Raw genomic sequence first — 25,340 nt, 5'->3', positions numbered from 1 at the left:
AACTTGTGTGAGCTAGTTCACAGGCTTTGTTACTGCCTTCGCAAATAAGGGTGGTTGCGAGGGCAAGCGTGGTTTCGCGGCTGATATACAGGGCTCAGAAGGGTCTTCGCAATCCGAAGAGTCAGATGTCGTCTGAGACAAAGCTTGATGGGGTGAGGTATCTGTCATTCTCGGTAGTGTAAGGTCGAGTAGAACCGCAGTCATCCCCGCCGAGGTGACAGGAGACAGCAAAATATTTTCAAGCCAATTAGGCAGTTGAGCCAAAGCTTCAGGCACCATCATTACGCCTATGGCAATGCCAAGTGAGCAGGCGGTAACCAAGCTACTTCTTCTATCAAGGGCATGATTAGCCAGTAACTTAAGCCCCCCAACAGCAACCATAGCAAACATAACCAGCGTGGCACCGCCAAGCACTGGTTTGGGTATAGCTTGAAGCACGCCGCCCACAATGGGGAAGAAGCCAACCGTCACAAACATTCCTGCAACGTAAAACCCCACTTTTCTGCTGGCAATTCCGGTAAGCTGAATAACGCCATTATTCTGCCCAAACGTTGTATTTGGAAAAGTATTAAATGCACCGGCTATGATGGAGTTTATACCGTCGCCGAGAATTCCACCCTTAATGCGAGATAAATACAGCGGCCCGCTTATGGGCTGCTTGCAAAAAAGACTGTTTGCAGTGAGATCGCCTGCTGTTTCGATAGCGCTAAAAAGATAGATGAGCGCTATGGGCAAAAATAATGAAATGTCGAAATCTATGCCAAACGCAAAGGGCTGTGGAATCGAGAGGGTAGGTAAGGTAGATAAATGTTGAAAACTTATTCCTTTTGTCATCGCCACAAAAAAGGTACCAGCAGCCATGCCAATAAAAATGGCTGACAAGCGCAACCAGTGATTAGAGGATGCGTTCAAAAAAACAATAATTAACAAAACAACCAGCCCAACGCCAAGATTTGACACATCAGCAAACCCTTCTGCGTTAAAACCGCCGGCTAAATCGGTCATGCCTACGTTGATTAAGGATAAGCCAATAGCTGTGATCACTATTCCGGTAGTGAGCGGGGTAATTATCCGTTTTAGCCTTGAGATAAATAAACTGAAAATAACTTCTACTAAAGCTCCCGCCATGGTGAGGCCAAACAGGAGCGCTAAGATATCCTCCTCAGTGCCTCCTGAATTCTTGACATGATTTCCAGCCAGTAAAAGCGCACTGATAAAGGCGAAACTGGTTCCTTGAATAGCAACCAGTCCACTACCAACAGGGCCTATGCGTTTGGTTTGAATGGCAGTACCAATTCCGCTTACAAACAAAGCCATACTAATTAAATACGGCGTATAGTTAGTTAAACCTAACGTGGAGGCAATGATTAATGTTGGCGTGATCACACCAACAAAGCTAGCTAGCATATGTTGAAATGCGGCAGTGAGTGACCTGAACGCAGAGGGTTTATCGTTTAAATTGTACAGTAGGTCACTGCTTTGAGAATGACTAAGAGAACTGCGAGTAGGCTCACTTTGCACGTGTTTTTCCATTTCTTTTGCATTCCGTGTTGCATGTAATTCTGGGGCTGTCGATAAGTTCTAATGCATGAATAAGCCATACAAAAGAGCAGCCTTATAGAAATAAAGCAATAAGCTGACCAAGTGGTCATTAGTACTTTTTAAAAAGGTCGTAGAAGGCCAAATAAGGTACAAATAGTGTACTAATAGGCCATAAATAAGGTATTAGAAGGTCGGAAATTGACTCTGTGTGACTTTTTAACGGTTTTAATCTTTGTATGTGCTAGGCATGATGTGTTTGTAAAAGGTGTTCGTCGAGGCGCTTATATAGGAGGGAAAGGTAAGCTGTGCTCTATCAACCCTTTTTCTATGCACAATAGCTGTGCGTTTGCGATGTTAATGGTGCACTGTCGTATTTAAGACATAAAAAATGACCCGAAGGCCATTTTAAGAAGATTTGAGCTCTGTTATGTTAAAAGTGATTGTGTTAAAAGTGATTATGTTAAAAGCTTTTATTTAAATAGCTCTGACTTTAAAAGCGTGAGTTGTAAGAGCCTTTTTTAAAAATGCGTATCATCATCTAAGGTGACAAAAATAGAATGCCGCACTTCGTTATAAAGCGCTTTCGAGCAATGTCCTTGACCCTCGGTATCTTCAAGCAATAAAACGTCGCCTGCACCAAGCTCAATACTATCGCCGTTAGAAACAGTAAATTCAGCCCGACCTTTCAAAATGAATAATAGCTGACGAGCAGGTGCCGGATGCCACTTGAAGTCATAGTCGGCGGGCGTTTCCCTGAATATTATTTTATCAGCTGAAAATTTTTCCGAGAGAAGACCAATAGGGCCACCGTCCTTAAGGTTAATGGTAACCTCACCAAAATGGCTTTTACCTTCATTGTCGTTATATATCCGTTTGATTTTCATAAATATTCCGTTTGAGTGTAATCAGTAGATTTATCGTTAATCAATATGTTTTTGCTTAAGTAAGTGCCAGCAATTTGTTTATAGGTAAGCGTCACAAAGCGCAGCTGCCCTAGGTGTAACGTAAGTTTTCTATGGTTTTAAACAGCACAGATAAGCTGGCTTCAACGTCCGACTCTTTTATTGATTCGCCAGGATGGTGACTTATGCCGCCTTTACAGCGTGTGAAAAGCATTGCTACCGGGCAAATATCCGCCATAGCCATGGCGTCGTGACCTGCCCCAGAGGCTAGTACTCTAGGAGCTATGCCGCTAAGCTCTACACCGTGAACTAACGCTTGTTTTAAGTTGTCATCGCACAAAACAGCGGGCGCGCTGTGTGTTTGCTCTACACTTAAGGTCACTTTGCGTTTTGCTGCAATTTCGCCGAAGTTTTGCATAATTTCGGCCAATACCGTGTCTCGCAGTGCGTCGTCTTCACTTCGTATATCAAGAGAAAAATGCGTGCGCCCAGAAATGACATTGACGCCGTTAGGGGCGTTGTCAATTTTGCCTACGGTGGCCACTACACCAGGTCGCTGATGACTAATACGCTCTACTGCTAAAATCATTTCTGCGCTTGCGGCGAGTGCATCAAAACGCATAGACATGGGAACCGTGCCGGCGTGGCCTGCCATGCCCTCTATGGTAATTGTAAATCGCTGGGCGCCAGCAATGGCGCTAACCACACCCACGGGCAAGTTTTCTTGTTCTAAAACGGGCCCCTGTTCAATATGCAGTTCTATGTAACCTAATATATCGGTTCGGGAAATACTGGCACTGGAAACTTCGTCAAAGTTAAGACCAAAGTTTTCCATAGCCTGGGCAAGGCTAATGCCATCTTCATCTTTAAGATTGCGCCAGCTGTCTTGCCACTTGCCTGTGAGAGCACGACTGCCAAGTAAAGTAGTACCAAAGCGGGTGCCTTCTTCATCACAGAACCCGACAATATCGATATGAAATGGAAGTTTACGCTGCAGTCCGTCGAACATGGCTACCATGGAAATAGCGGCAACAACGCCTAACATGCCGTCGTATTTACCGCCGTTTGGCACGGTATCTAAGTGACTACCCAATATAAGGCGAGGAGCGTTAGGCACAGTAGATGTATATCTCCCCCAAATATTACCAACGGCGTCTTGCCATGTGGTCATTCCTGCCTCAATCATCCAGCCAGACGCAAGTTGATTTGCGAGTCGATGCTGGTCGGTTAGGTAACGCCTGTCTAAGCAGTTTGGGTTCTGGCTTAAGGTGCCTAACATCTCGCACCGCGCCATAACTTGTGTAGCCAGCTCAGCGAACTCACTCATTCGTAAACTCCGCGTTGGCCTTATTGTAAACCGCCAGTGCAGCCTCTACACCAGCACCTGCTGGGCATGAGTAACCTTGCATTCTCAAAACGGTCTCAAGAGATTGTAAGGTGTGGAGTACCGCATCTTCTCGGGCGTTGTAGCCCATTGTGCCAATGCGCCAAATCTTTCCTTTTAGCGGGCCAAAGCTGGTGCCAATTTCAATATTAAAGCGAAGTAGTAAGGTTTCTCTCACTTCTTCTCCTGCTACACCATCAGGGATATACACGCCTACTACGTTGTACATTTTGTGCTTTAGGTCGCCAAAAGGGGCTAATCCCATAGCTTTAATGCCGGCCAACATGGCATCACCAGCAACCTTGTGACGGGCGATTACTTGCTGTTGTCCTTCTTCAAGGTGCACCCTAGCGCATTCTCTTGCGCAATAAAGCATGCTCGCCGCTTCGGTATGATGGTTTAAGCGCTCGTCGCCCCAGTAATCCATGATCATGGGTAAATCGAAGTAGTTCGAGCGAATTTTAGGGCCTTTTGCCCCTTCATGATGGGCGTCGCGAATACCAGCTTCAACATGATGACGAGTGCGAACAGTGCGCACAAATTTGTCGCTAAGGGTTATAGGTGAACTTCCCGACGGGCCGCCTAAGCATTTTTGCAAACCTACCGATACAGCGTCGAGTTTCCACGCATCTACGTCTAAGGGGTTGCCGCCAATAGAAGCCGTGGCGTCGCAGTAAAACAGAACATCATGAGCCTCACAAATCTCGCCAATTTCCGCAAGAGGTTGCAGCATGGTGGTAGACGTATCGCCTTGCACTGTAGCCAGCATCTTCGGCTTAACTTCTTTAATCGCAGTTTCTATTTGCTCTGGCGTAAATACTTCGCCCCAGGGAACTTCAATGGTATGCACTTCAGCATCTGCACGTTCAGCAATTTCTGCCAGCAAATGACCAAAGCGTCCAAAGATGGGAATAAGCACTTTATCGCCAGGCTCTATTGCCGACACAAGTACTGCTTCGATGCCGGCCCGTGAAGTACCGTCAACCAAGAATGTTTGTTGGTTTTTGGTATTAAAGACGTCGCGGTATAGGGCCATCACTTCGTTCATGTAGCCGGTCATTACAGGGTCGTACTGACCCACTAATTGAGTTGCCATAGCCGACAATACGCGGGGATAGCAATTAATCGGGCCAGGGCCCATTAGTAGACGCGGCGGAGGAGAAAGCGGCGAAAAACTTTGCATAAGAGAAGACTCCTAAATGAGTACCTGCGCAAGCATGCGCAGGCCGGTGATGATAAGAACGACGGCGAATATCTTCTTGAGAAGATTGGCATCTAGCTTATTGGCAATGTTTGCACCAATAGGAGCAAAAAGAACGGTTAACGGCACAATACAGGCAAAGCCTAGCAAGTTTACATAGCCGTATGTTGCAAATGGTGCATCGGGCGGCGTGGTGCCAGCGAACAGCAGGGTAACTGCTGCAGGAAGAGAAATAATAAGCCCTACCGCTGCAGCAGTGCCCACGGCTTTATGTGCTGGGTAATTGCAAAATGTAAGCGTAGGAACGGTTAATGTTCCGCCGCCAATGCCCACCATAGAACTAAATAAACCAATGCAGGTTGCCATAAGTGACTGTCCGGTTTTACCGGGTAAGCGTTTAAACAGCGCTTCTTTTCTGCCTATCAGCATGTTTATTGCCGATAATGTGGCAATAATGCCAAACAGCAGGGTAAGGAGAGTTGGGTTAACAACGGTTACCGCATAGCTACCAACAAGCACTCCAATAAGAATAAATAGCGCCCATGCTTTAAGCAGTACAAAGTCGACATTACCTTTGCTGTGGTGGGCTTTAATCGAGCTAATTGACGTTGGAACGATAGTGGCAAGGGAGGTAGCCGTAGCAATTACCATGGCGCTTTCTGAAGATACACCTAGCGCCTGGAAGAGGAAAAACAGCACTGGCACAATGACAATACCGCCCCCTACACCAAGCAGGCCTGCTAAAAGCCCAGCAAAAATGCCGGTTCCAATTAACGATAAAATTACCGTTAGGTTGTCCATTAAAAACTGCATGAATGTTTTTTCTCTTGTTGTAATTTAACGGTTAAACATGGCCTAAAAATACCTTGCCATCACTTCTCGGGTCGCTTGCACCAGTTACATCTCCGGTTTCTTGGCGAATAATGGCACCTGCATGGCCCATTAATTCATTGCAAGGGTCTACCGTGACCAAATCGTGGCCACGGGCGACTAAGCTCTCACCCACATATTCAACTAAATCGCGCTCTGCTTTCAGATTATGGCTTTCATCGCCCCAGGTGCGTCCTAGTAGCCATCGACCTAACCATATGGCTTTATCAATAGGCTGGTTGTGATACACATGACGTGCAAATAAAGCTGCTTGAGTTTGTGGCTGGCCCTCGCCACCCATGGTGCCGTAACTCATTCGACGTCCGTCGTTAAGTTCTGCAAATGCAGGGTTAAGAGTATGAAATGGTTTCAACCCTGGCGCTAAATACTGATTGCTTGCTGGGTCTAGTGAAAATGACGTGCCTCGGTTATTCCAAACAATGCCGGTTTGCGGACTTACAATACCCGAGCCAAACTCCCAATAAAGAGACTGTATGTAGCTCACCATACGGCCTTCATTGTCACAACAGCCCATCCAAATTGTATCTCCAGGCTTTGCCACGTGAGGCCACAGCTGAGCTTTTTCTATAGAAATGTGCTGTGCCATTTCATCTAACGATTCGTCGGTAAGAAGCTGTTGTAAATCAACAGGCGTGCGAGATGGATCGGTAACATTATTATTGCGGGCAATAAAGGCTTGTTTAGTGCACTCTATCAGCAGGTGTACCATGTCGGCGTCGCTTTTGCCTAAGTGCTGCACTTTATCGTAAAGAGCCAATATTATAAGCGACGCTACGCCCTGCGTAGGAGCCGGCAAATTATAAAGCGTGCCTTTTGAAGTGGTTACGCTTAATGGTGTTACACGCTTCGCGCGGTAGTTTTCAAAATCTTCTAGGCGAATAGGAGAGCCTGCGGCTTCTAAATCTGCAGCTAACTTTTGCGCTAGCTCGCCGTGATAAAAGTCGTCTAGTCCTTTCTCTGCCAAATGAGCAAGGGTTTTAGAAAGCGCGGTAAGCTTCAGAATTTTGCCTTTTTTAAGTGCCTTCCCTTTAATCAGGAACTGCGCGAAATTCTCATCATCAGCTAAATCATCAAAGGTTTTGTTACTGGCGTCGGTTAAACTTTGGGTTACTTCAATTCCCCAGTTTGCCTGGCTAATCGCCGTATCTAGCAGTGTAGAAAGTGCTAACCCATCTTTGCCACCTTGCCATTCTTTACTTATTTTAAGTGCTTCACTCCATCCAGCAACCGCGCCGGCCATGGTTAATGCCGATTTGCCGCCACGGCTAGGTATTGCATCAAAGTCTTTGTAAAAGTTAGGTGTTGCGCCCTGTGCAGCCACGCCAGAGGCATCAATACCTATTGGCGCTTTACCAGGTTCGCTAATAAGCCAAAAGCCATCGCCACCAAGGCCGTTCATGTGAGGGTATTCAACGGCAATAGACGCCGCAGCAGCAACCATAGCTTCAATAGCGGTGCCGCCTTTTTCTAAAATATTTAGCCCCACCTGAGACGCTGCAAAATGGGGAGCTGTAAATGCGATATTGGATTTTTTTGTCATTGTTATTTCCTTTCAATCTTTTATGTAATTCTTTGCACTGAATTCTCTTTGGTAATTTTTGCTCACACACAATTAACGCATAACTTACGTACAATTCGCACAGTGAGTGCATAGTTAGCGTGTCAGTAGTCTCTTGGCTAACTCGATTAGTGCAAGATCGTTGCCTTTTTTGCCCACAAGGGATAATCCACAGGGAGCGTCGTGCAGAGTAAACAGTGGTAAATGAAGCTGCGGTAGCCCGGCTAGTCCCGCTAGCGAGGTTAATGCGAGTAGGGCATTTCTGTCGTTTGCCAAAGCAGTTTCATCGGCATCACATCGCGGAGCAATACCTGGCGTAGTGGGCATGACCAAAACGTCAATGTCTGCAAACAGGTGAGCAAGTTGTTCAATTACCTTTTGCTGCTGAGCTTTAGCGGCATCAACTTGCTGGTGTGTAATTGTTTTACACCATGACAAACGCGCCATAATGTCAGTAGCAATATCTGGCTTTTCTTGTTCAATCCACTGGCCATGTTGCAGCCAAATTTCGTTGCCTTGTAGAACTCTAAAGGTAGCGGCGCTCTCAAGCTCTGTTAAATTAAGTCTGTCAGACGAAATATCGGTGGTTTTAAACTGACGGCGAATAGTTTCATTTATCCATGCATTGCATTCTTTTGAGTGGGCGACACCCTCAAACAAAGAGGAAGCAACACCAAATCGAACAGTGTCACTAAAAGCGTGCTGCGTATGACCAGGAATGCAAATTCGGCTCACTAGCTCAAAGGTGTTTAAGTCTCTCGTCATCCAACCAACTGTGTCGAATGAAGGGGCAAGTGCTACCATATTGTCGCACTCTATAATGCCGTGAGTAGGTCTCAACCCCCACAGTCCTTGATAACTTGCTGGAACGCGAATAGAACCGCCGGTATCTGTACCTAAACCAATATCTGCTAAACCGCTGCTAACGGCAACCGCGGAGCCCGATGATGAGCCGCCGGGAATATGCGCTGGTGCGGCTGGGTTGGTTAACGCCGGAAAGTGCTTGTTTTGGCCATGTAAGCTGTAGGCAAGTTCATCGGTGATGGTTTTTCCTTTGAATATAGCACCGGCTTGTAGCAATGCGCTTACTGTGCTGTTTTGTGAGCTTTCTTCCGCAACTTGCTCGTTTTCTTGTCCGTTTTGGCGTCCTTTGTATTTATTAGAGCGAGGGTGCGTTTTCAAATAGTCAGGGTTGCCCGCACCGGTCGGTAGACCAGACATATGAAAAAGATCTTTAACGGCTAGCCCAAGGCCAGCTAATGGCGCGTGTTTGTTTTCGCAATCTGCAGAAAAAGGTGTTAATACAAAAGGAGAGTTCACAGCACACTTAGTTATTATTAATGATTACCCTATGAAACAATTGTTTCATAACAAAGTCAAGAGAAACGAACGTTGCTTAATTGTTAGGTTGAAGGTGTTCTTTAAGCGTGTTGTTAAAGAAGTGCCGACTAACGCTTTGGATCTTCCAGCTCGTCCATACGCTCGTACACATCAGTAATAGCGTCTACACGATCGGATGCGGCCTCGCCAATATGCGAATAGGTTAAATTACACAATGAAGCCACCAGGCTCATAGGCGCTGCGTAACTGTCGAAGGGAGCATCACTACCAATATGCGATACCAACAAATAGTCAACTTGTGGCTTGTAGCCCTGACCCGTGGGATCTGTGATAAGCACGGTTTTGCAGTGTTTTATATTCTCTAGCACAAATTTAAACTGGCGGGTTCGCCGTCTAAAACCAAACAAAACCACTACGTCTTTATCTGTTAAATCAATAATGTCTTCGCTTAGCGTTTGCCCAGGCTGTGGTAAAACACGTACCGAACCTCGTATTTGTTTTAACTGCTGACGAAAGTGTAATGCTATCGGGTAGGCGTTCCTAAACCCAATAAGAGTAACCTGCTCTGCGCTAGCGAGCAGTTGCGCAATTGCGTTAAGTTCCTCAGCTGAGGAGCTTTGAAGGGTGGCTGCCAGGTTTTGAACTTCGCTTTCAAAATGTTGCTTATCGCTGTGGTTAGACGCCACAGGCACGCCTTGCTCTCGCAGTGCTGCTAATGCTTCTCTTGCCTGCTGATGGGATTCGAAGCCAACTTGTCGAAAAAAACGGCTAACGGTAGCTTTAGAAGTACCCACTTTCTCTGCAATAAGCGAAGTAGACTGTGACAATACAGCAATGGGGTTTTTCTGCAGATAATGGGCAATTGCTTTGCCTGCTGGTGACAGCGCTGCATAGTGCTGCGCTATTTGTTCAGTAACGTCGTTAGGATTTTTATCTTTCATCACTTAAGCATAACACTAAAAATACAAAGTGTGCGTGTCCAGTTTACGCCTCTATTTTGCGCCTCTATTTTACGCATCTGGTTTACGCCGTTAGTTTATGCTACGGGGGACAAGTTACAGCGCCCCAGGAACTGTTGCCACATTGAAACGTGAGACTGCATAGCCTTGCTGTATTTATCAAAACCTTCAACAGACTGCTGATAAAGATAGTCTTTAAATAAGGGGTGAAGCGCAGGATTTTGCTGCCACTTTTCCCACAAAGGCGTAAGCTTATAATGATAGTTATTCACCAAGCTACCCACGGGTTGAATTTCTTCAATAAAAAATAGATAAAACACATTTCGCAATATTTTAGCCGTATCGCTTGGTCTGCCATCAACGCAGGCGATATTGTCTAGTGCTGGTGTAAGCTCTGCGGTAAGTGGTGGTAATACCGCAGCAAGGGTGTTCTGTGTTTGCCACAGGCTGGCAGGTAATCGTGCAGAAAGGATAATTTTTAGCTGGGTTTCCAACTCGCTGCTATCAACACTATCTGCAAGTGCATCGGATGATAATAAGTCGTCTAAAAAATATAAGCTGTTAATGCTAGCCTGTGCATCTTTGTTATTCTCGCGGGCAAGAAGTCTCTCAGGGCTGTTCAACCCCAAACGCATCTCTTTACTAGTTTGGATAAGGTTGGCCCAGCTTTTCATATAATCGGCGGCTTTCGCTTGCTTCCAATCGGCTAACGTGTTGGCAAGGGCCTCATCGGTTTCTCTGAGAGCTTCTTCACAGCTTGAAAACACCGACAAAAGCTTACTCTCGTACACTAAACGCTGTGACGGAAGCTGGCTTTTACCTAAAGAAGTGTTTCGCTCTGCTACTACGCGGCCAAGTTCACAGTCTTGAATAGCGTAAAACTCTCGCAGGTTAATACTTAATCCTTCAATATCGTGCTTTAACTTTGAGCCTTCAGTCAGTCTTGGAAGCGCTGCAACTCTTGGTTCAGTGAGAGGTGTTTCCAACACGCGAGATAAACGGCTTTGATAATCGTTAAGGCTATCTTTCACCGTATTTTGACCAAAGCAACCGGTTAATAAGGTTAAGGCTAATACGGCAACGCCAATAAAAAGAGTGGGGCGCTTTGTTTTACCAGCTTGGAACACGTGTTTTTTGCTGCCCACAGTTTGAGCGAAGCAATGTTGAGTGTTGCTAGTAAACCAAAACGGACATGGCATCATAGGGTGTGTTTACCTCTTCTTCGGAGTATTTTTTATACTTTTATTCTATAATTCGGCGCTGGTATACAAACTTCGCCCGCCATCGACATAAATAATTTGCCCAGTAATATACGAGGCAGAAACCAAAAAGCTCAGCGCGTCTGCTATATCTTCAGGGCTGCCCAGTTGTTGCAGCGGTACGCTGTCAATGAGTCGTTGCTTAGCTAATTCATCCATATCGCGCTCGGGCCATAAAATAGCGCCTGGCGCTATACCGTTTATACGAACCTGAGGTGCCAGCTCTATCGCCATAGAGCGGGTGAGAGAGGCGAGCCCGGCTTTCGCGAGTAAATACACACTGTGCTTTGGAAGAGGCCGGTCTAGGTGCATATCCACCATATTAATAATACAGCCACCAGTTTGCTTAAGCGCAGGCACTAACGCTTGGGATAAAAACAACGGGCCTTTTGTGTTGCTGCCAACAAGTGAAGACCAGTCGTCTTCTGTTATCTCGCCCATGGGAGTTGGGTAAAAGCTCGATGCATTATTTACTAAAACATCTAAACGCCCCCAAGCCTCTACTGATCTCTCTGCGATAGCATCAATGTGACTACTGTCACACAAATTGCCCTGCAGGCTTATCGCAGAGTTTGGACGGGAGTGATTTAGCTCGTTCACCAGTGAATTAGCTTCTTCGTATGATGAGGAATAGTGGACAACTACACGGTAGCCGTTAGCATGCAATCGCCGAGCTAATGTTGCGCCAATGCGTTTGGCTGCGCCAGTTACTAGGGCAACAGGTGCCTTGTCTTCCATAAAAAATCACTCTGATTGAACGCTATGCGTATTTTGTGCGCTTGATATCGTCAATTATCTGTTTCGCTTGAACGATATAATGAGCGCCGAATAATAACCCGTGATTTAAAATATGGTAAAGCTGATAGATTGGTTTTCTTTGTTGGTAATTTTTTTCAAGTGAGGTGTGGCTGCTGTATCCTTCAAAGAAGCTTTCGGGAAAGCCTCCAAAAAGTTCAGCCATGGCTAAGTCAGTTTCTGCATCACCAACGTAAACGGCGGGGTCGAATATCACTGGCCCCTTTTTGCTAAAGCCAATGTTGCCATGCCATAAATCGCCATGCAGCAGGGATGGGTGAGGCTGATGGAGGCTTAGTAAACGTCTTGTGTATTCAATTAAATCTTGTGCTTCGTTGTCACTAATACGCCAGATATTGTTTGCGATTAAGCGTTCTAACATAGAGCCAATGCGTTTCTCGGCGAAAAAGTCTGCCCAAGATGCCGATCTTCCATTGGTTTGAACACTGGCCCCGATAAAATTATCGTGCGGCCACCCGTAACTTGTACGCGCATTTACGGCATGTAATTTGGCAAGCATTTCACCTAGTTGAAAATAATCGGTAGGTTGAGGATCTACGAAGCGCTTATAGCAAAGCACCAAGTATTCCATGTAGGGCTCTTCATTTTTAGTTACGCCTTGGCAGATAACTTGAGGCACTTGAATGGAGTTTGTTTCCGCAAGTGCATCTAATCCTTCGGCTTCGTGTTGTAACTGTTGTGTATCATCATAACGCCGCGTTTTTACAAAATAACGGTGTGTTTCATCCCTGATAATAAAGCTTTTGTGAGTGTCGCCGCCTGAAACGGGTTCTGCTCGCTGGCAATTAAAAAATTGGCCAGTGGCTTGCGAGATATGTTCACTAATAAAATGCCACATAAAATTCCCCCCCAACCAATAGACTTTGAACTTAAATGCTAAGTCAGACCCCGAGCCAAAACGCTAAGCCAAAAATCACGGCTCAGCACTCACCGCTAAATATTAGCCGACAATGCTTTTTAAAAATCGAACGTTACGGTTAAAAAATGAACAAATTTGATAAAGTATGATTCAAATTTCGAATATTGCACATTTAGTCACTATACGTGTTCAAAAAAAGTGCTCAAAAATACGGCGAAGTAGCAATGTTTCCGCCGAAAATCAGCAATTGCCTGGGTTTATTGCTTGGATCTGATTTTCATCATTGAAGTTGCCTATACACTCGTTATAATCGCCCATCGAAAATATATACAACGTGTTTGTTTAATATTGTGTTTGTTTTTGTATTAATGACGAAAACACAGCACATTCCGGTAATTGCGCTCAAAAATGTTGTAGGTAGTTGCCGTAGCTTCGATTGAGTAGTGACATCCATTTTTCTAGCACAGCTGTTAAGTTGCGGCGCTGCTCAATTAGTGAAAGCGATTAATACACTTTATTAAAGAACGCTATTAATAAACACTGACACAAAACGAACAGCGTATTACACGCTCACTTTTTATCAATGCAAGTGGCGCAGAGTAGGCGTCACCACTGTTAAGGAACATACATGCCTGTTATAACTCTTCCTGACGGAAGCCAGCGTGCTTTCGACAACCCAGTTTCTGTATTAGACGTTGCAAACGATATTGGCCCTGGTTTAGCCAAAGCAACCATTGCAGGAAAAGTGAACGGCGAACTTGTTGACGCGGTTGACATGATAGATGCTGACGCACAGCTTCAAATAATTACCGCTAAAGACGAAGATGGTTTAGAAATTCTTCGCCACAGCTGTGCCCACCTTTTAGGTCATGCCATCAAGCAGCTTTGGCCAAATACCAAAATGGCGATTGGCCCAGTAATCGACAACGGTTTTTATTACGATGTTGATATGGAAGAAAGCCTAACTCAGGAAGATTTAGTTAAGCTTGAAAAGCGTATGCTTGAGCTAGCCAAAACAAACTACAACGTTGTAAAAAATAAAGTGAGCTGGCAAGAAGCGCGCGACGCGTTTGAAGCGCGTGGCGAAGAATACAAAATGCAGATTCTTGACGAGAACATCAGCAAAGATGATCGTCCAGCTCTGTACATTCATGAAGAATATACAGACATGTGTCGTGGCCCTCACGTTCCAAACATGAAATTTTGTCACCACTTCAAACTTATGAAAGTGGCGGGTGCATACTGGCGTGGCGACAGCGACAACAAAATGTTGCAGCGTATATACGGCACCGCATGGGCAGACAAGAAGCAATTAAAATCTTACCTACAACGCTTAGAAGAAGCTGAAAAGCGTGACCACCGTAAAATTGGTAAAGCGCTAAATTTATTCCATTGGCAAGAAGAAGCGCCGGGCATGGTATTTTGGCACAACGACGGTTGGTCGATTTACACCGAACTAGAAAGCTTTATTCGAACCAAGCTTCGTCAATATAACTATGACGAAGTAAAAGGCCCACTTATGATGGACCGTACGCTTTGGGAAAAGAGCGGACACTGGGATAAATACGCAGAAAACATGTTTACCACAGAATCGGAAAAGCGCGAGTACGCGGTTAAGCCGATGAACTGCCCGGGTCATGTTCAAATATTCAATCAGGGTCTTAAGTCGTACCGCGATTTACCGCTACGTATGGCTGAATTTGGTTGCTGCCACCGCAACGAGCCATCAGGCGCACTGCACGGCCTAATGCGCGTTCGCGGTTTCACCCAAGACGATGCACACATTTTTTGTACAGAAGAGCAGATCTTAGAAGAGGTTAGCGGCTGTATAAAAATGGTGTACGAGACTTACGCTGCGTTCGGTTTCGATAAAGTGGCAGTTAAGCTTTCTACTCGCCCAGAAAAGCGAGTAGGAGCAGACGAAATTTGGGATAAGTCGGAAGCAGCACTTGCTGAAGCACTAAAAGCCAACGATATCGAATTTGAATATCAGCCTGGCGAAGGTGCCTTCTACGGCCCTAAAATTGAATTTACATTGCACGATTGTCTAGACAGGGCGTGGCAGTGTGGTACTGTGCAGCTCGATTTCTCAATGCCTGGACGTTTGGGTTCAACTTACGTAGCCGAAGATGGTGAGCGTAAAGTACCTGTTATGATCCACCGCGCAATTTTGGGGTCGCTAGAGCGTTTCATCGGTATTCTTACCGAAGAGTTTGCTGGCTTCTACCCATTGTGGTTAGCACCACAACAGGTTGTAGTAATGAATATTACTGATAAACAAGCAGACTACGCGCAAGATTGTGTAAAAAAACTGCAGGAATTAGGGTTTAGAGCAAAGTCTGACTTGAGAAATGAGAAGATTGGCTTTAAAATCCGTGAGCACACGCTAAGGCGTATCCCGTATATGCTAGTTGTGGGCGATAAAGAAATGGAATCTGGCGAAGTGGCAGTGCGCTCACGTCGTGGAGATGACCTCGGTAAAATGACCGTGGAAAACTTTATTGCCATGGCTCAAGAAGAAGTAATGGCAAAGACCATTAAGTAGTTGAGCGAAATTTGTGTATAATGCACACCGGAGTTTGCTTTTGGTATTTAATAACTGCTGATATCCAGCACCACGAAAGCAAACGAAAGAATTAAATGTTTGGAGGAATAGCACATTAAAGGCGCTAACAATAAGGCTCAGGGCGACAAAGCCCGCATTAACGATGAGATTAAAGCCAAAGAAGTACGTTTAATTGGCAAAGACGGAGAACAGGTTGGCGTAGTTTCACTTGCTGAAGCAACGCAGCTAGCGGAAGAAGCTACCTTAGATCTTGTAGAAATCAGTCCGAATGCTGAGCCGCCAGTCTGTAAAGTTATGGACTATGGCAAGTTCCTCTTCGAAAAAAGTAAAGCTCAGAAAGAGCAGAAGAAAAAACAGAAGCAAATTCAGGTCAAGGAGATTAAATTTCGCCCTGGCACTGATGAAGGCGATTACCAGGTAAAACTGCGCAACCTGCGTCGCTTTCTTGAGAGTGGTGATAAAGCCAAAGTCACAATCCGTTTCCGCGGACGTGAAATGGCGCACCAAGACATCGGTATAGACCTGCTAAATCGCGTTAAAAACGATTTAGAAGAGATAGCAAACTGCGAATCTTTTCCACGTCGCGTGGAAGGCCGCCAGATGATTATGGTGCTCGCCCCAACTAAGAAGTAGTAACGGTCTAAAGTTTTCAGGAATCTGCACCCTGAAACACCTTGCTGCAAACATTAACCGACACTTAAGCGACTGCACGCTGAACATGTCGATACAAAACAATGCGGAGTTTTAGCAATGCCTAAAATGAAATCTGTAAGCGGTGCCGCCAAGCGTTTCAAGAAAACGGGCTCTGGTCGCTTTAAAAGCAAGCAGTCTCACTTACGTCACATTTTGACTAAGAAGAGTACTAAGCGTAAACGTCACCTACGTGGCAAAAAATTGGTTCATGATTCTGATACTAAATTAGTTCAGCGCATGTTGCCGTACGTTTAAGACTAGGAGACTAAAGAATGGCTAGAGTAAAACGCGGCACGATTGCACGTGCTCGTCACAAAAAAGTCCTCAAGCAGGCAAAAGGGTATTACGGCGCTCGTTCACGAGTTTATCGCGTAGCGGTACAAGCTGTAACTAAAGCTGGTCAATATGCTTACCGTGACCGTCGTCAGCGTAAACGTCAATTCCGTCAATTGTGGATTGCACGTATCAACGCTGCGTCACGTCAAAATGGTTTGTCTTACAGCCGTTTCATTAACGGTTTGAAGAAAGCGTCTGTTGAAATCGATCGTAAGATCCTTGCCGACATCGCAGTACATGACAAAGCAGCTTTCAGCGCACTAGTCGAAGCGGCTAAAGGCGCATTAGCTTAATTATTAACTAATTAAGTTTAAGTTCTTTCGGGAAAAGGCGAACAGGATGCTCGCCTTTTCTTTTCTGTAGTTCTATCTTTTATGCTTATTTGAAATTTTTTAAGCCACCTCTTATAAAGTCAAACTTTACCTTTCCTCTTTGTTTCTAAACAATTTAAAGTTATGGGTTAAAAATCTGCCAATATCAGCTATATAGGGTAGCGGTAATGTCTATCCCTCGTGTAAACTATCGTTTTTATTTCAAGCAAGCTTTCGCCCGCAGATTTATTCTTTTTGCGCGAAGGCCATGCAGTCATCATGCACATTGAGGAAACCATGGAGCTTGACGCGATTATCAATCAGGCGCAGAGCCAGATTGACGCTGCTGAAGATGCAGCCACATTAGACCAAGTTAGGGTCGAATTTATGGGTAAGAAAGGTAAACTTACCGACTTGCTTAAAGGCTTAGGAAAGTTATCTAACGAGGAACGTCCTGCCGCTGGCCAAAAAATTAACCAAGCGAAACAGGTTATTCAGCAGGCTATTTCTGCAAAAGGCGAGCATTTACGCACTGAAGAGCTTAACAAGAAGCTTTCGGAAGAAGCGGTAGATGTTACGCTACCTGGGCGTACTGAAAAACCTGGTAACTTGCACCCGGTTAGCCGCACCATTGCACGCATAGAGTCGTTTTTTGGTGAGTTAGGCTTTTCGGTAAAAACCGGCCCTGAAATTGAAGATGGTTTCCACAATTTCGATGCGCTAAATATTCCGGCCAATCACCCAGCGCGAGCCGATCACGATACGTTTTACTTCAACCCAGACATGATGCTTCGTACGCAAACTTCTGGCGTTCAAATTCGTACAATGGAAGCAGAAAAGCCGCCGCTACGTATTATCTCACCGGGCCGTGTGTATCGTAACGATTACGATCAAACTCACACGCCAATGTTCCACCAGGTGGAAGGTTTAATGGTAGATAAAAACGTGAGCTTTACCGAACTTAAAGGTATTTTGCACGACTTTTTACATCACTTCTTTGAAGAGTCTTTAGAAGTGCGTTTCCGCCCGTCTTACTTCCCATTTACAGAGCCATCAGCTGAAGTAGACGTTATGGGTAAAAACGGCCAGTGGCTTGAAGTGCTTGGCTGCGGCATGGTGCACCCGAATGTACTTAAGTCGGTTGGAATAGACCCAGAAGAATACACTGGTTTTGCCTTTGGTATGGGCGTAGAGCGTTTAACTATGTTGCGTTATGGCGTTAACGATTTACGCGCGTTCTTTGAAAACGATCTTCGTTTCCTCAAGCAGTTCAACTAAGGCAGAGTACACATGAAATTCAGTGAAAAATGGTTAAGAGAGTGGGTTAACCCGTCGCTGTCGGCACATGAGCTGTCTGAACAGTTGAGCATGGCTGGCCTAGAAGTAGACGGCGTAGAGCCTGTGGCGGGTGAGTTCACCGGCGTATTAGTGGGCGAGGTTGTAGAATGCGGTCAGCACCCTAATGCCGATAAGCTTCGCGTGACTAAAATTAACGTAGGTGGCGATGAGCTACTTGATATCGTTTGTGGTGCACCTAATTGCCGCCAGGGCATAAAAGTAGCGGTAGCCTGTGTGGGCGCGGTACTGCCTGGCAACTTTAAAATCAAAAAAGCCAAGTTGCGCGGCGAGCCGTCTTTCGGCATGCTGTGTAGTTTTTCTGAGCTAGGCATAAGCGATGATCACGACGGAATTATCGAGCTTCCAGTTGATGCGCCAGTAGGTACAGATATTCGTGAATACCTTGACCTAGACGATAACGCTATTGAAGTAGATTTAACGCCTAACCGCGCAGACTGTTTAGGCATTCGCGGTATTGCCCGTGAAGTTGGTGTGCTTAATAACTTAGACGTTTGCGAACCAGTAGTTGAAGACGTTGCCTCTACTATTGATGACAAACTTGCTATTACCCTTAGTGCAGACGATGCTTGCCCAAGATATTTAGGTCGTGTGGTTAAGGGCGTTGATGTAACTGCTGCATCACCACTGTGGCTTGTTGAAAAGCTTCGCCGCTGCGGTGTTCGTAGTATCGATCCCATTGTTGATGTCACTAATTTTGTATTGCTTGAGCTAGGTCAACCTATGCACGCATTCAATCTTGCTAGTATTGAAGGCAATGTAAATGTGCGTATGGCGAAAGAAGGCGAAAAGCTAACCCTGCTTGATGAAACAGAAGCAACGCTTAAAGAAAATACGCTAGTAATTGCAGACGATAACAAAGCGTTAGCAATGGCCGGTATTTTTGGTGGCCTTCACTCAGGGGTTACATCTGAAACAAAAGATATTTTGCTTGAAAGTGCGTTTTTTAGTCGCGATGCCATTATGGGCCGTGCTCGTCAGTATGGTTTACATACCGATGCATCGCACCGCTACGAGCGTGGCGTAGACCCTCTGCTTCAACGCAAAGCCATGGAGCGTGCTACTGCGCTTGTTCTAGAAATTTGCGGTGGTGAAGCGGGTCCGGTTGTTGAAGCGGTTTCAGAAGATAAATTGCCTAAGCAAGCCACGGTTACACTTCGTCGTGATCGCTTAACCCGTGTGTTAGGTATTAGTATCGACGATGCAAAAGTAACGGAGATGCTTAAACGTTTAGGTTTAGACGTTACTGCAACTGATAACGGCTGGAAAGCTGCGGCTCCAAGCTATCGCTTTGATATATCAATTGAAGAAGACTTAATTGAAGAGATAGCGCGAGTTTACGGCTACAACAATATTCCTAACGTTGCGCCAGCTGCGAAGCTGGCCATGCTGCCTTCGCAAGAGGCACAGTTGCCATTAGGTACAATGAAGTCGCTGTTGTTAAGCAAAGGCTATAACGAAGCCATTACGTATTCGTTCGTCGACCCGAAAATACAAAACGCGCTGTTTCCAGAGGTAAATGGCATGGTATTACCACACCCAATATCATCTGATATGTCGGTAATGCGCGTGAGTTTATGGCCAGGACTGCTAGGTGCAACTGCGTATAATCAGAAGCGTCAGCAACAGCGAATTCGACTGTTTGAAACCGGATTACGCTTTATACCTCAACAAGATGCGCCAAATGGTGTATTGCAACAGCAAGTAATTGGTGGTGTAGTAGCAGGGCGTCGTAACGAAGAACATTGGGATATGGGCGACAGCCCGGTCGATTTCTTCGATGCAAAGGCTGATGTAGAGGCTCTATTGGCACTAACTGGCAAAAACGGTGAGTTCCAATTTGAAGCAGCTGAACACAGTGCATTGCATCCGGGTATGACTGCAAAAATTTTGCTTAACGATGAAGAAGTTGGCTATATTGGTGCTATTCACCCGCAATTTACGAAATTGTTGGGCGTGAACGGTCGCGTTTTCGTGTTTGAGTTAGTGGTTGATGCTATTAGCGAGCGCAAGTTACCGTCTGCTGTACCAGTATCGCGCTTTCCATCTAATCGTCGTGATATAGCTATTACAGTAAAAGATGAAGTGCGTGTAGGAAATGTTCTTTCTTACATAGAAAAAATTGGCGTAAATCAACTAGTTGCTCTAAACTTGTTTGATGAATACAAAGGCAAGGGAATTGAACCTGGGTACAAGAGCCTTGCATTGTCACTTCATTTACAAGATCCAGAAAAAACCTTAGAAGAGGCTGAGATTCAGCACGCTGTCGACACTGTGGTAAAAGGTTTGGAATCTGAGTTTGGAGCCGCGTTAAGAGAGTAAACTATGGCATTGACCAAAGCCGAGATGGCTGAACACCTGTTCGAGAAACTAGGCATAAACAAGCGTGATGCAAAAGATCTGGTAGAGCTTTTTTTCGAAGAAATAAAAAGCGCTCTGGAATCTGGTGAGCAAGTAAAACTGTCAGGTTTTGGTAATTTCGACCTGCGTGATAAGAACGAACGTCCGGGAAGAAACCCTAAAACGGGTGAGGACATTCCGATTAAAGCGCGCAGGGTTGTGACTTTCCGCCCTGGTCAAAAACTCAAAAGCCGAGTTGAAAACTCGGCACCTGTCGACGAATAATTAATACGTCGCTACAATACTAAAAGAGCGAGACTCCCTCGCTCTTTTGTGTTGCCTCTTTTCTACAGTGCATCCGCACTGGATTCTTTATGCTGTTTTCTTAGGAGGAAGTGTGAAAAAAGCACTCGTCGTTCTTTCTGTTGTAGTAATAGCCATTGCAGGTTGGTTTGTGTTTTTATCGGTAGATGCTGATAACCGCGACCAAGCGGCGTCTGCTGTTCCTGTTATTACGGTAATGGAAATTCTTCACGCCAGCGATTTACAGGCGGGTATTAAGCAGGCGGTTAAACAGAATAACGATGCGCAAATTGATTATTGGCTAGAGCAAGCAAATGAAGTGGCCGAAGCTGCTAGCTTGTCTGAAGACGATTTAGAATACCTCAACTCTAAAGCTGCGAAAGATTATGTGGTGTTTAATGCCAAACGTCAGCTTTTTAATGAAGAATTTGAGCAGCATTATTATGCACTTGAAAAAATAGATGGGCTTAAAGAAAAATATCCCGAAGCAAAGGATTTGTTTGCCAGAGCCGATGCTTTATTAGAGAAGCGAGATGCCATTATTGAGCAAATTGCTATTGCGATTGCCGGCGATGATTCGCCAAGCGATGCGGTTATGAAAGAGGCGAAACAGCAGTGGTTAACGCAAGCAAAAGCCTCATCGACGAGCTCTTAGTTTAACTTTCACACCGACACATCTGCAAACTTCCCTTGAGTAAGTTCGGCCAAATCACTGGGCGACAGGGCCACTTCTAACCCTCGTTTACCCGCACTAACATACACAGTAGTAAACTGCTTGGCACTTTTGTCGATAAGTGTGGATAGTCGCTTTTTCTGAGCAATAGGGCTTACTCCACCTAATATATATCCCGTTGAGGCTACTACAGCCTCGGCTTTTGCCATGGAAACTTTCTTTGCGCCTAATGCCTTGGCTACTTTTTTCTCACTCAGTTTTGTCGCAACCGGCACAACTACCACAGCGAGTTCTTCGCGCTCTGTACTTACCACTAAGGTTTTAAATACACACTCTGCGGCTAAATCTAACTTTTCAACCGCTTCTAGGCCGAAAGAGGGGGCATTACTGTCGTGCTCGTACTTTAAAACCTCGTGATGGATCCGCTTTTTTTTAAGTAGTGTGATAGCCGGTGTCATTCTTCTTCTTTTTTGTAAAACGTGCGTGAATAAATAGGTTCACCTGGCAGTAACGGCGTGGCAGCCTGCGTTGCATAGTCATTAAAACCCGCTGTAAAAAATTCTGACAGCGGATGGCCAGACTGACCGCCAGGTAAGGTAAGGATAGCTTTCTCTAAGTGTCCAGGGCTTGCAAAAAAGCGCTGTGAAGCGCCAAAACCAGTCGACTGCACGGCTGGCATGTAAGTATCGCCAAAACCTTCAACCTCATCCATGTTTAACATGTCGCCAAAGAATGGGATTTGTGCGGAAAACGGGTGTTTTACCTTAAGCTTATTAACGCTACCCCAGCGTAGAGTATCCATATTGGCCTCAAGAGGAGAATATTTATCGAGAAGCTTATTTTTGGCGCGTCGATATGCATCTACTAATAATTCGTCGAAGGTGTCTGTTCCATGCGGTAGCCAGCTATTGGGCTGGTTGTGTATAAGTTGCCACGTGGCTGGTTCAATACCTCTAAGCAGGGAGCGACTTTGAACGCCTTGCTTATCAAGAGTTGATAATATTTCACCAAACAGCATTTGAACCACTTCTCTTCGAAAGTGCTTAACTAAGGTGTATCCAACAGAGTCTTCGCATGCACAGGCTCCCCATGTGTTGAGATAAGACAAGTCGGGTTTAAACTCTACGTTATGCATAGTAAGCAGCCCAGAGAGTAAGTTGTGCCATGGAATAAGAAATTGCGCATGGTTGTCTAGCTGAATGGCGTAAAAGTCGGTTTCTGTAAATCTGTCTTTTTCAAACAGACGCTCTCGTATTTGTTGGCCTCTTGCGCCAAGTGCGTAGCCACCATCGCCTAATCGCGGCAGGTCTTCTGCCGATATAACGCGCGCATTGGCTGTCCATATTCTTTTTGAGGATGGGTTTTTAACTACGGGCAACGACACAGCAGGTTGCGGTGTATTGTTTCTCATCTGCTCTTCGGAAATGGCGGTGTAGCTTGCTTTTTCTCTGTTAAGCACCGCGCCGCCGGGTGTCCACGCTCCGCTGCCTTTGCTATCTACCACCACTAAATTTTGTGTAGGTATTGCAATTTTTCTAGCAATGAGAAGAGCATCGTCCACTGTTTTCACTCTACCAAAATCGACTATAGCAAGGTTAGCTGCAAAATCGTGATGAGCCACCCAGTTGAGAGCATAGCGCTTACCGTTAATGGTTTTTACTGGGCCGAACTCACTCATTTCCATAGTAAATTCATGCCCAGCACTTGCATGATCAGCACTTTCACTATCAGCACTCTCATTATAAGTACCTGGCAGAGGAATTGTTTGGGTAACCGTGGTGGTAGGGGTATCGCTATTTAAAGCAACCCAGTCTACGTTGTCTAAGTTCGCATTCGTAAAGCCCCAGGCGATGTGGCCATTAGTGCCTACAACAATACCGGGTAGTCCCGGCAGCGATACGCCAGTAACCGAAATGTTTTCACCGGCCTCACTGTAATTGAGCTGCGCGCGATACCAAATAATAGGTACCCGCAGGCTTAAATGCATGTCGTTTGCTAAAAGCCCTGCGCCAGTTGCTGTTAGCTCTCCCGACACTGCATAGTTATTGCTGCCTATATCGGGAAGTTCTGTGCCATCGTACGAATAACGATTTTGGTTAATATGAGTAACTGAAACGGTGTCGTTAGCTTGAGATAAAATATTGGGGTACTCGGGTACAGGTGCATCTGACAGGGGAAGTTCACTGCCATCTAAAGCCGCTTGATAATGGCTTGGCTGGGTAATAAAACGGTAAATCTCTTCGCCAAAGGTGTCTTTAAGTGCAGTTCTTGCTAAATCGAGGTTAACTTGGCCGCCTTGCAAGTCTAAATACATACTGTAAATTACCAAGATACTGTCGGTAGGGCGCCATTGAGTTATTTCTACGCCAGCGGCAATATATTCAAAGGGCAGGGTAGTGAATTCATTTAGGGCTTCGTTAACGCCATGGGAATAACGAATAAGCAGCTCTTGTTGTTTACTTGGTAAGTTATCGAACACGGCTTGAGCGCGCTGCTCAAATTGGTGAAAGCGGGCATTTTTATCAATCTCAAGTGCCGCTTTACCTACCCAGTCTGATAAATTGCCCGATGCGGCTCTACGCTGCAGGTCCATTTGAAAAAAGCGGTCTTGGGCGTGAGCAAAGCCAAGTGCATAGGCGGCATCTAAAATTCCTTCTGCGTTTATGACCGCGTGCCCGAGAGAGTCTCTCGATAGTTGGGTAGGTTGAGCAACGTGATAAGTACTGCTGTTTCCCTCTAGTCGAGGCAGGCTTAAATAGAGTGTGGTATACGCACCTGCGGCAACCACAGCAAGTAACGCTATCGCGCCAACAACAAGCCATTTAATCCAATTTATCACGTGAATTACTCCGTTTTTTTCTCTATCCTACCCATAGAAATCAACAATGAGAAGTAATGTTTTATGACGCGTATGGCGCAATATTTTACGTCGCAGTGTTTTACGTCGCAATGTGTTAAGGGAATGAGCGAGGTAGCACAGTGGGCCCACTAATGCTCGATTGCTTGGCAGAAGAGCTTTTGCCAGAAGAAAAAGAAAAGCTAGCGCACCCCGTTGTTGGCGGCGTAATTTTGTTTACTCGTAACTACTATGATAAGCGCCAGCTTTCGGCACTCGTAAGCGACATCCGCCGCTATGCTAATAAGCCCATTCTTGTTGCAGTTGATCATGAAGGCGGGCGAGTGCAGCGTTTTCGCGAGGGCTTTACTGCAACTCCTGCTATGGGCGATATATTACGCCGCTCTAAAAGTAAGGGTGAATGTGCTAAATACGCCGAAGCCTGCGGCCTGACCCTCGCCGTTGAACTTAAAACACTAGATATTGATATTAGCTTTGCTCCTGTATTAGATATTAACGGTGTGTCGCAAGTGATTGGCGATAGGGCTTTTGCTGATAACGCTACAGATACAGTACGCATTGCTAAGTCGCTTATTCAAGGTTTAAAAGCGGCAAACATGCCAGCCATTGGAAAACACTTTCCAGGTCATGGCAGTGTAGCGCCCGATTCGCACATTGCATTGCCAGTAGATGAACGCAGTTTTGAAGAAATTAAACACACCGATATGGTGGTGTTTGAACAGCTGATAAAAAGCGAGTTGCTGGATGGCATCATGCCTGCTCACGTTATTTACAACCAAGTGTGTCAAGAGCCGGCTGGGTTTTCAGCGCGTTGGCTTCAACAAATTTTAAAGGGCGACTTAGGCTTTACTGGCGCTGTTTTCTCAGATGACTTGTCGATGCATGGTGCGTCTGTTGCTGGTGGCTATGTTGAGCGTGCCAATGCAGCCCTTGATGCAGGCTGCGACATGGTGCTTGCGTGCAACAACATAAAAGGCGCAGAGCAAATTCTTGATGGGCTGGAGCAGCGAGTTTCTCAGCAGCTAAGAGATAACGCTAATAATAAAGACAGTGCCAAAGCACTCTGCGGTGGATCATTTTACCAACGCTCACTGCCAACTGGATTAAAAGACCAATACGACAGTGCCGTGGCGCTTATTGAAAGCATGAGTGAACGCTAGCAATAGCAAGTGAGGCTGATTTTATATGTAAGT

At 45.5% G+C, this 25,340-nt stretch carries 22 protein-coding genes; 9 read left to right on the top strand and 13 right to left on the bottom strand.

The annotated features are described in order from the left end of the window. Positions 1-12: 12 nt before the first annotated feature. From CW735_RS12120 to CW735_RS12070, 11 genes are all read right to left on the bottom strand, one after another. Entirely contained in the window at positions 13-1,533 is a 1,521-nt protein-coding gene (locus CW735_RS12120; RefSeq protein WP_100972363.1) for a uracil-xanthine permease family protein, read from the bottom strand. A 527-nt stretch (positions 1,534-2,060) separates the two neighbouring features. Continuing rightward, on the bottom strand, positions 2,061-2,426 hold the full coding sequence (locus CW735_RS12115) for a DUF861 domain-containing protein (protein WP_100972361.1): 366 nt from the start codon (positions 2,424-2,426) through the stop codon (positions 2,061-2,063). 109 nt (positions 2,427-2,535) lie between these two features. After that, positions 2,536-3,771, bottom strand: a complete 1,236-nt coding sequence (locus tag CW735_RS12110; RefSeq protein ID WP_100972359.1) for an allantoate amidohydrolase — start codon at positions 3,769-3,771, stop codon at positions 2,536-2,538. Then, positions 3,764-5,011, bottom strand: coding sequence for a pyridoxal-phosphate-dependent aminotransferase family protein (locus CW735_RS12105; RefSeq protein WP_100972357.1), 1,248 nt, complete (start codon positions 5,009-5,011; stop codon positions 3,764-3,766). The genes CW735_RS12110 and CW735_RS12105 overlap by 8 nt, the downstream gene beginning before the upstream one ends. A 12-nt stretch (positions 5,012-5,023) precedes the next feature. After that, positions 5,024-5,842 carry a sulfite exporter TauE/SafE family protein gene (locus tag CW735_RS12100; RefSeq protein ID WP_071979233.1) on the bottom strand — a complete coding sequence of 273 codons (819 nt, stop codon included), beginning with the start codon at positions 5,840-5,842 and terminating at the stop codon, positions 5,024-5,026. Between the two features lie 31 nt (positions 5,843-5,873). Then, a complete protein-coding gene (locus CW735_RS12095) occupies positions 5,874-7,460 on the bottom strand; it encodes a gamma-glutamyltransferase family protein (RefSeq protein WP_100972355.1) in 1,587 nt (528 codons plus the stop codon). 114 nt (positions 7,461-7,574) lie between these two features. Next, on the bottom strand, positions 7,575-8,798 hold the full coding sequence (locus tag CW735_RS12090) for an amidase (RefSeq protein ID WP_232368277.1): 1,224 nt from the start codon (positions 8,796-8,798) through the stop codon (positions 7,575-7,577). A gap of 128 nt (positions 8,799-8,926) precedes the next feature. Then, positions 8,927-9,760: a MurR/RpiR family transcriptional regulator gene (locus CW735_RS12085; RefSeq protein ID WP_100972351.1), complete on the bottom strand. Its 834-nt coding sequence runs from the start codon at positions 9,758-9,760 to the stop codon at positions 8,927-8,929. Positions 9,761-9,855: 95 nt separating this feature from the next. Continuing rightward, positions 9,856-10,905: a DUF3080 family protein gene (locus CW735_RS12080; RefSeq protein ID WP_232368276.1), complete on the bottom strand. Its 1,050-nt coding sequence runs from the start codon at positions 10,903-10,905 to the stop codon at positions 9,856-9,858. A gap of 120 nt (positions 10,906-11,025) precedes the next feature. Next, entirely contained in the window at positions 11,026-11,775 is a 750-nt protein-coding gene (locus CW735_RS12075; protein WP_100972349.1) for a pteridine reductase, read from the bottom strand. 22 nt (positions 11,776-11,797) lie between these two features. After that, the gene (locus tag CW735_RS12070; RefSeq protein WP_100972347.1) at positions 11,798-12,691 is read right to left on the bottom strand and encodes a fructosamine kinase family protein; all 894 of its coding nucleotides are present in this window, start codon (positions 12,689-12,691) and stop codon (positions 11,798-11,800) included. A gap of 649 nt (positions 12,692-13,340) precedes the next feature. On the opposite strand from CW735_RS12070, the gene thrS reads away from it, so the two are divergent. From thrS to CW735_RS12030, 8 genes are all read left to right on the top strand, one after another. Next, complete coding sequence (thrS, locus tag CW735_RS12065; protein WP_071979228.1) at positions 13,341-15,257, top strand: threonine--tRNA ligase; 1,917 nt, start codon at positions 13,341-13,343, stop codon at positions 15,255-15,257. Positions 15,258-15,371: 114 nt separating this feature from the next. Continuing rightward, positions 15,372-15,911: a translation initiation factor IF-3 gene (gene infC / locus CW735_RS12060; protein ID WP_071979227.1), complete on the top strand. Its 540-nt coding sequence runs from the start codon at positions 15,372-15,374 to the stop codon at positions 15,909-15,911. A 117-nt stretch (positions 15,912-16,028) separates the two neighbouring features. Further along, positions 16,029-16,226, top strand: coding sequence for a 50S ribosomal protein L35 (rpmI, locus tag CW735_RS12055; protein WP_071979226.1), 198 nt, complete (start codon positions 16,029-16,031; stop codon positions 16,224-16,226). Positions 16,227-16,243: 17 nt separating this feature from the next. After that, positions 16,244-16,600 carry a 50S ribosomal protein L20 gene (rplT, locus tag CW735_RS12050; protein WP_071979225.1) on the top strand — a complete coding sequence of 119 codons (357 nt, stop codon included), beginning with the start codon at positions 16,244-16,246 and terminating at the stop codon, positions 16,598-16,600. A gap of 315 nt (positions 16,601-16,915) precedes the next feature. Further along, positions 16,916-17,896 (top strand): phenylalanine--tRNA ligase subunit alpha, encoded by a 981-nt coding sequence (gene pheS, locus CW735_RS12045; RefSeq protein ID WP_032095097.1) that lies wholly within the window; start codon positions 16,916-16,918, stop codon positions 17,894-17,896. A 12-nt stretch (positions 17,897-17,908) separates the two neighbouring features. Next, a complete protein-coding gene (pheT, locus tag CW735_RS12040) occupies positions 17,909-20,296 on the top strand; it encodes a phenylalanine--tRNA ligase subunit beta (RefSeq protein ID WP_071979224.1) in 2,388 nt (795 codons plus the stop codon). A gap of 3 nt (positions 20,297-20,299) precedes the next feature. Next, positions 20,300-20,599, top strand: a complete 300-nt coding sequence (gene ihfA, locus CW735_RS12035; protein WP_100972344.1) for an integration host factor subunit alpha — start codon at positions 20,300-20,302, stop codon at positions 20,597-20,599. Positions 20,600-20,711: 112 nt separating this feature from the next. Then, positions 20,712-21,272, top strand: a complete 561-nt coding sequence (locus CW735_RS12030) for a hypothetical protein (protein WP_071979223.1) — start codon at positions 20,712-20,714, stop codon at positions 21,270-21,272. A gap of 8 nt (positions 21,273-21,280) precedes the next feature. Here the strand turns inward: CW735_RS12030 and ybaK are convergent, their stop codons facing one another. Both ybaK and CW735_RS12020 read right to left on the bottom strand, forming a co-directional pair. Beyond that, positions 21,281-21,748, bottom strand: coding sequence for a Cys-tRNA(Pro) deacylase (ybaK, locus tag CW735_RS12025; protein WP_100972342.1), 468 nt, complete (start codon positions 21,746-21,748; stop codon positions 21,281-21,283). After that, on the bottom strand, positions 21,745-24,129 hold the full coding sequence (locus tag CW735_RS12020; protein ID WP_100972340.1) for a penicillin acylase family protein: 2,385 nt from the start codon (positions 24,127-24,129) through the stop codon (positions 21,745-21,747). Before CW735_RS12020 ends, ybaK begins: the two co-directional genes overlap by 4 nt. Positions 24,130-24,281: 152 nt before the next feature. Between CW735_RS12020 and nagZ the strand changes: the two genes are divergently transcribed. Next, entirely contained in the window at positions 24,282-25,307 is a 1,026-nt protein-coding gene (gene nagZ, locus CW735_RS12015) for a beta-N-acetylhexosaminidase (RefSeq protein ID WP_100972338.1), read from the top strand. The last annotated feature ends 33 nt before the right edge of the window (positions 25,308-25,340 follow it).

Source organism: Alteromonas sp. MB-3u-76 (assembly GCF_002831605.1).
GTDB lineage: Bacteria > Pseudomonadota > Gammaproteobacteria > Enterobacterales > Alteromonadaceae > Alteromonas > Alteromonas hispanica.
This window is presented reverse-complemented; position numbering and strand designations above follow the sequence as displayed.

Coding starts and splice junctions, on each gene's coding strand:
- CW735_RS12100 (WP_071979233.1), bottom strand. CDS start 5,842: ATGCAGTTTTTAATGGACAACCTAACGGTAATTTTATCGTTAATTGGA.
- CW735_RS12095 (WP_100972355.1), bottom strand. CDS start 7,460: ATGACAAAAAAATCCAATATCGCATTTACAGCTCCCCATTTTGCAGCG.
- nagZ (WP_100972338.1), top strand. CDS start 24,282: ATGCTCGATTGCTTGGCAGAAGAGCTTTTGCCAGAAGAAAAAGAAAAG.
- CW735_RS12110 (WP_100972359.1), bottom strand. CDS start 3,771: ATGAGTGAGTTCGCTGAGCTGGCTACACAAGTTATGGCGCGGTGCGAG.
- ihfA (WP_100972344.1), top strand. CDS start 20,300: ATGGCATTGACCAAAGCCGAGATGGCTGAACACCTGTTCGAGAAACTA.
- rplT (WP_071979225.1), top strand. CDS start 16,244: ATGGCTAGAGTAAAACGCGGCACGATTGCACGTGCTCGTCACAAAAAA.
- ybaK (WP_100972342.1), bottom strand. CDS start 21,748: ATGACACCGGCTATCACACTACTTAAAAAAAAGCGGATCCATCACGAG.
- CW735_RS12075 (WP_100972349.1), bottom strand. CDS start 11,775: ATGGAAGACAAGGCACCTGTTGCCCTAGTAACTGGCGCAGCCAAACGC.
- pheT (WP_071979224.1), top strand. CDS start 17,909: ATGAAATTCAGTGAAAAATGGTTAAGAGAGTGGGTTAACCCGTCGCTG.
- CW735_RS12070 (WP_100972347.1), bottom strand. CDS start 12,691: ATGTGGCATTTTATTAGTGAACATATCTCGCAAGCCACTGGCCAATTT.
- thrS (WP_071979228.1), top strand. CDS start 13,341: ATGCCTGTTATAACTCTTCCTGACGGAAGCCAGCGTGCTTTCGACAAC.
- CW735_RS12115 (WP_100972361.1), bottom strand. CDS start 2,426: ATGAAAATCAAACGGATATATAACGACAATGAAGGTAAAAGCCATTTT.
- pheS (WP_032095097.1), top strand. CDS start 16,916: ATGGAGCTTGACGCGATTATCAATCAGGCGCAGAGCCAGATTGACGCT.
- rpmI (WP_071979226.1), top strand. CDS start 16,029: ATGCCTAAAATGAAATCTGTAAGCGGTGCCGCCAAGCGTTTCAAGAAA.
- CW735_RS12120 (WP_100972363.1), bottom strand. CDS start 1,533: ATGGAAAAACACGTGCAAAGTGAGCCTACTCGCAGTTCTCTTAGTCAT.
- CW735_RS12105 (WP_100972357.1), bottom strand. CDS start 5,011: ATGCAAAGTTTTTCGCCGCTTTCTCCTCCGCCGCGTCTACTAATGGGC.
- CW735_RS12085 (WP_100972351.1), bottom strand. CDS start 9,760: ATGAAAGATAAAAATCCTAACGACGTTACTGAACAAATAGCGCAGCAC.